Consider the following 4,522-nt stretch of genomic DNA (forward strand, 5'->3'; position numbering starts at 1 on the left):
CATAACATTCGGGGCAGGGAGACATCCGTGGCCGGGGGACCTTCATTCTTCGTATTCGTCAGGAGCCCGCCTCTTTTGAAGCGCGGATGATATGGCGCTCTCCCTCGATGGGAATACGAAACTCCTGCTGCAGCAGCGGATCTCCCCGGAGTTCCTGTTTCAGGGCTCGGGTTGCTTCAAACATCCCGTCATCCGCCATCGGGAAGGTACCGAAATGCATGGCGAAGCTCTGTTCGGACTGTACATCGTGGTGGACCGCGACCGCTTCTTCGGGGGACAGGTGAATGGACTCCATAAACCAGCGGGGTTTATAGGCGCCGATGGGAATGAAAGAGGTGTGCATGGGGCCGAATTCCCGGCCGATTTCCCGGAAGAAATCACCATAGCCCGTGTCACCGGCGAAGTAGATGTTCCCCAGCTCCGTGTGCAGTACGTACCCGCACCAGAGGGTTTTGTTGCGATCGAACAGTCCGCGGCCCGAAAAATGGCGGGCCGGTACGGCGGTCAGTGCAAGCTTCTCATGGAGCCGCTTCCCCTGCCACCAGTCCAGCTGCACCGTTTTATCAATATGGTGCTCATGCAGAAACTGTTCGACGCCGAGCGGGACCACAAAGGTAGGATCGTGCCTCCGGCGAAGGTCTCTCACGGTTTGCAGGTCCAGGTGATCGTAGTGGTTATGGGAGATGAGTACTGCATCGATGGGGGGAAGATCATTGAATTTGAGTCCCGGGGGACGCATGCGCCGGGGGCCGATCCACTGGTAGGGACTGGCGCGATGACTCCAGATCGGGTCGGTGAGGATATTGAGTCCGTCAAACTGAAGCAGGAACGTGGCGTGATTGACGAAGGTTACATGCAGTTCCCTGCGGGCCACCGCCGGGGACGGTTTCGGGGGAACAGGCAGGTCCTCTTCGGTTAGCTTATGCCACGGGCCTTTATTATTGCCCGAAAACCACCACTTTAACACATTCCCGTAATGGTGCTCGTCCAGTTCGTTGGGATTGACAAACTTTTTCCCGTTGAAATGATCGGACGCTCCTTCTTTATATCTCGGAGCTGAAATTAACTTGTCCACAACAATAAGGGCGATCCCGAGGGACAGTAATGCGGTTAACAGGGGCCAGAAGAACATGTGACGGTTTTTCGTTTCTTTATAACAGGATTGAAAACATCGATCGGAAAAGTATCGTTTATTTTGAGGAAGCGATATTTTTCAGATTAAAAGAGGCTAATATAAAAAAAGTTACCGATAAGATATACACGGTAGATTGGATAATGAGGGGCAGGTACGGTCTCCGCAAAAAACAGCTGAGAATGACGTATCGATTTGCTTATATTTTAGCGGTCATGATACAATCAAAAGCGTTTTGGAAAAGCGTCATCTTGAGTGTTGCATGAATGTTGTATATCGGTAATACGTTGCTTTTTAGGATTTAATGTTAAAGTACTTTTTCCATTAATTTTAAGAAGCCTTTGAAAAACCAGTCCCGAAGCATCGGAAAATAGCAAAGCCTGGGCGCATTCAAAACCACAGCATATAAGAAGACATATGTGAGGATTTTGAAGGTGCGAAAATGCAGATATTGGCCTAAAGAACGGCTTTGTAAAGCCTTCTTTAATGTAACAGCTCAATTTAATTACGTACAGGATCATTATGCTCATCAGAAATAACATTTTTGGATATCTTTTCATGGCCGTTCTCTTTTTCTTATATCTCCCGCAGGAAAGCCGGGCCCAGCAGACGGCAACCGTAGAAGGTACAGTGGTCGACCGGGCGACCGGAGAAGGGCTGCCGGGTGTGAACATCCGGCTGCTTGATACTTCCCGCGGCACCGTAACCGACCGGGACGGCCGCTATTCGCTGGACATACCGGCAGGGGAAGCGGAGCTTCGGTATTCCTATATAGGATACGAGAGCAGGACCGAAACGCTGGAGGATCTTTCACCGGGTGAAGTCAGAACACTGGATGTATCCCTTACCTCCTCCTATATTTCAGGGAATGAGGTGGTGGTAACCGGAACCCGCAGCGGTGGGCGAAGCAATTTGGAGTCGGCGGTGCCTATTGATGTGATTTCCGTTGAAGACCTCGATACCCGGGCACCGCAGGTGGATGTCAATCAGCTGCTGACTTATGTCGCCCCGTCATTCCAGTCAAACCGGCAGTCCGCAGCGGATGAATCGGAACACAATGCCCCCGCCTCGCTCAGGGGAATGGGTCCCGACCAGCTGCTGGTGCTCATCAACGGAAAGCGCCGCCATACCAGCTCGGTCATTAACCTGCTGGGAGGCAAGCGGGGGACGGTGGGAACCGATATGTCGGTGATCCCCACCGCTTCCATCGACCGGATTGAGATCCTGCGCGACGGGGCGGCGGCCCAGTACGGCTCGGATGCGATTGCCGGCGTCATCAATATTATCCTGAAAGAAGATACCGGCACCCTGAGCACCAGCGCAACAGCCGGGGTTTACCGGGAAGGCGACGGCGAAACGGCCAAAGTCAATGCGAACTACGGCTTTACACTGGGAGAAGAAGGGTATGTGAATATTACCGGATCCTTTATCAACCGTGAGCCCACGAACCGGACGGGCGATCACGACTTGCATGTGTATACCCCCGGTTTTGCCTACCCCTTTGACGAGAATCCGGACGAGGCCCTGGCAGAAGACAACGCCGAAATCCAGGCGCGGGGGAAAACGCGAGATGACTTCAAGTTCCATATCGGCGATGCCGGCATGCAGATCGCCTCTACGTTTGTCAATGGAGCGGTTCCCGTGGATGATCAGGGCACGGAGGTGTATTTTTTTGGAAGCCTGAGCAACAAGCAGGGGACTGGCTTCCCTTTCCGGCGCCTGCCCGTCGACGGGGGGAATGTCCCGGAGATTTATCCGCATGGATTTCAGCCGCTGACCGAATCCTCTATTACCGACAAGTCCCTTACGGCCGGCATCCGCGGGACATACAGGGGATGGGAGGTCGATTTCAGCAACAGTTTCGGAAGGAATGCTTTTGATTTTCGGGTGACCAACAGCGTGAATGCCACCCTGGGCGCTTCCTCCCCGACGGCTTTCGATGTGGGTGGATTCTCATTCAGCCAGAATGTGACCGGACTCACCTTTGCCAAACGATTTGGCCGGGCCCTGTCCGGCATCAATGTGGCATTTGGTTCGGAGTTCCGGGTGGACAATTATGGCATTAACGCCGGCGACGAGCCCTCCTATCGCAATTACGGTGTTGTGGATAGTGTTTCCAATGGGGTGGTAGTGGGTCAGACAGATACACTGGGACGAACCGCCGGATCGCAGGGCTACCCGGGCTTCCGTCCCACTGACGAGGTGAACGCCACGCGGACCAACATTGCAGCTTTTGCGGATGTGGAAGTGAACCTGACCGAGGACTTCCTGGTGACGGGGGCCACCCGCTTTGAGCGGTACAGCGACTTTGGCAATACGCTCAACGGAAAGGTGTCGGCCCGATATCTGCTGGGAAGGTTCCTAACCATCCGCGGGGCCCTTAACACCGGCTTTCGCGCTCCCTCACTCCACCAGGTATATTATAATAAAGTATCCAGCGATTTCAATGCCAACAACCGCCTGGTACAGATCGGCACGTTCAACAATAACAGTCGTCCCGCCGACCTGCTGGGCATACCCGACCTGACCGAAGAGACCTCAACCAACTACAGCCTCGGATTCACGCTCCGGCCGTTTCAGAATGTGAGTCTGACCACGGACTTCTACCAGATAGATGTGGACGATCGCATTATACTCACCAGTGAATTCAATGTCAGTGAACTGCCGGGGACCATCGCCGCGGAGCTTCGCGAATATGGGGTGTCGGCCGCCAATTTTTTCACCAACGCCATCGACACGCGGACCCGTGGAGTGGATATCGTAGCCACCTACAACCAGCCCTTTGCCAACGACAGCCAGCTGAATTTTTCACTGGGAGCCAATGTTAATGAGGTCAAGGTGCAGGGAGCCGTGGAAACCTCTCCCCAGCTCGAAGAGCAGGCTGATTTATACCTGCAGCCGTGGGACCGGCTGCGGCTGGAGGAGGGGGATCCCCAGTCCAAGATTTCCGCCACCCTGCAGTATGATATCGGTCCGCTGTCGGCCATGGTGCGGGGCGTCCGGTTCGGGGAGGTCAGCCTGAATACCGGCGGTGCTTTCGGGGAGCCGCAGACCTACAGTGCCAAATTCGTAACCGATCTGAGCCTGACCTACGGCCTGTCGGAGGCCCTGGACGTCACCGCCGGGGGCAACAACATCTTTGCTGTGTATCCCGATGAGCACCGGTACGCCAACAGCTATTTCAATGTATTCAAGTATCCGCCCTCCCAGCACGGATTCAATGGAACCTATTACTTTACAAAACTGACGCTGAAATACTGATGTTGTCCAGGGATATTGCAATAATACCGGTAGAATTAATAACAACAGATATAGAGATGGCTTGTAAGGCTGAAGGGGCACAGGGGACAGGTGCCGGTACATACCTGCATCTGATGTCACGATCTTCAA

2 protein-coding genes are annotated in these 4,522 nt (G+C 54.0%); one reads left to right on the plus strand and one right to left on the minus strand.

Going from position 1 to position 4,522, the window contains the following annotated elements; genetic code table 11:
- Positions 1-58: 58 nt before the first annotated feature.
- Complete coding sequence (locus ACESLU_RS12055) at positions 59-1,132, minus strand: MBL fold metallo-hydrolase (protein ID WP_372638899.1); 1,074 nt, start codon at positions 1,130-1,132, stop codon at positions 59-61.
- Positions 1,133-1,654: 522 nt separating this feature from the next.
- Here ACESLU_RS12055 and ACESLU_RS12060 point away from each other — a divergent pair.
- Entirely contained in the window at positions 1,655-4,393 is a 2,739-nt protein-coding gene (locus ACESLU_RS12060) for a TonB-dependent receptor domain-containing protein (protein ID WP_372638900.1), read from the plus strand.
- Positions 4,394-4,522: the final 129 nt, after the last annotated feature.

The organism is Fodinibius sp., assembly GCF_041642155.1.
Classification (GTDB): Bacteria; Bacteroidota; Rhodothermia; order Balneolales; family Balneolaceae; genus Fodinibius.

Bases quoted from the DNA above. Each gene is read 5' to 3' on its own strand.
- ACESLU_RS12055 (WP_372638899.1), bottom strand. From the start codon at position 1,132: ATGTTCTTCTGGCCCCTGTTAACCGCATTACTGTCCCTCGGGATCGCC.
- ACESLU_RS12060 (WP_372638900.1), top strand. From the start codon at position 1,655: ATGCTCATCAGAAATAACATTTTTGGATATCTTTTCATGGCCGTTCTC.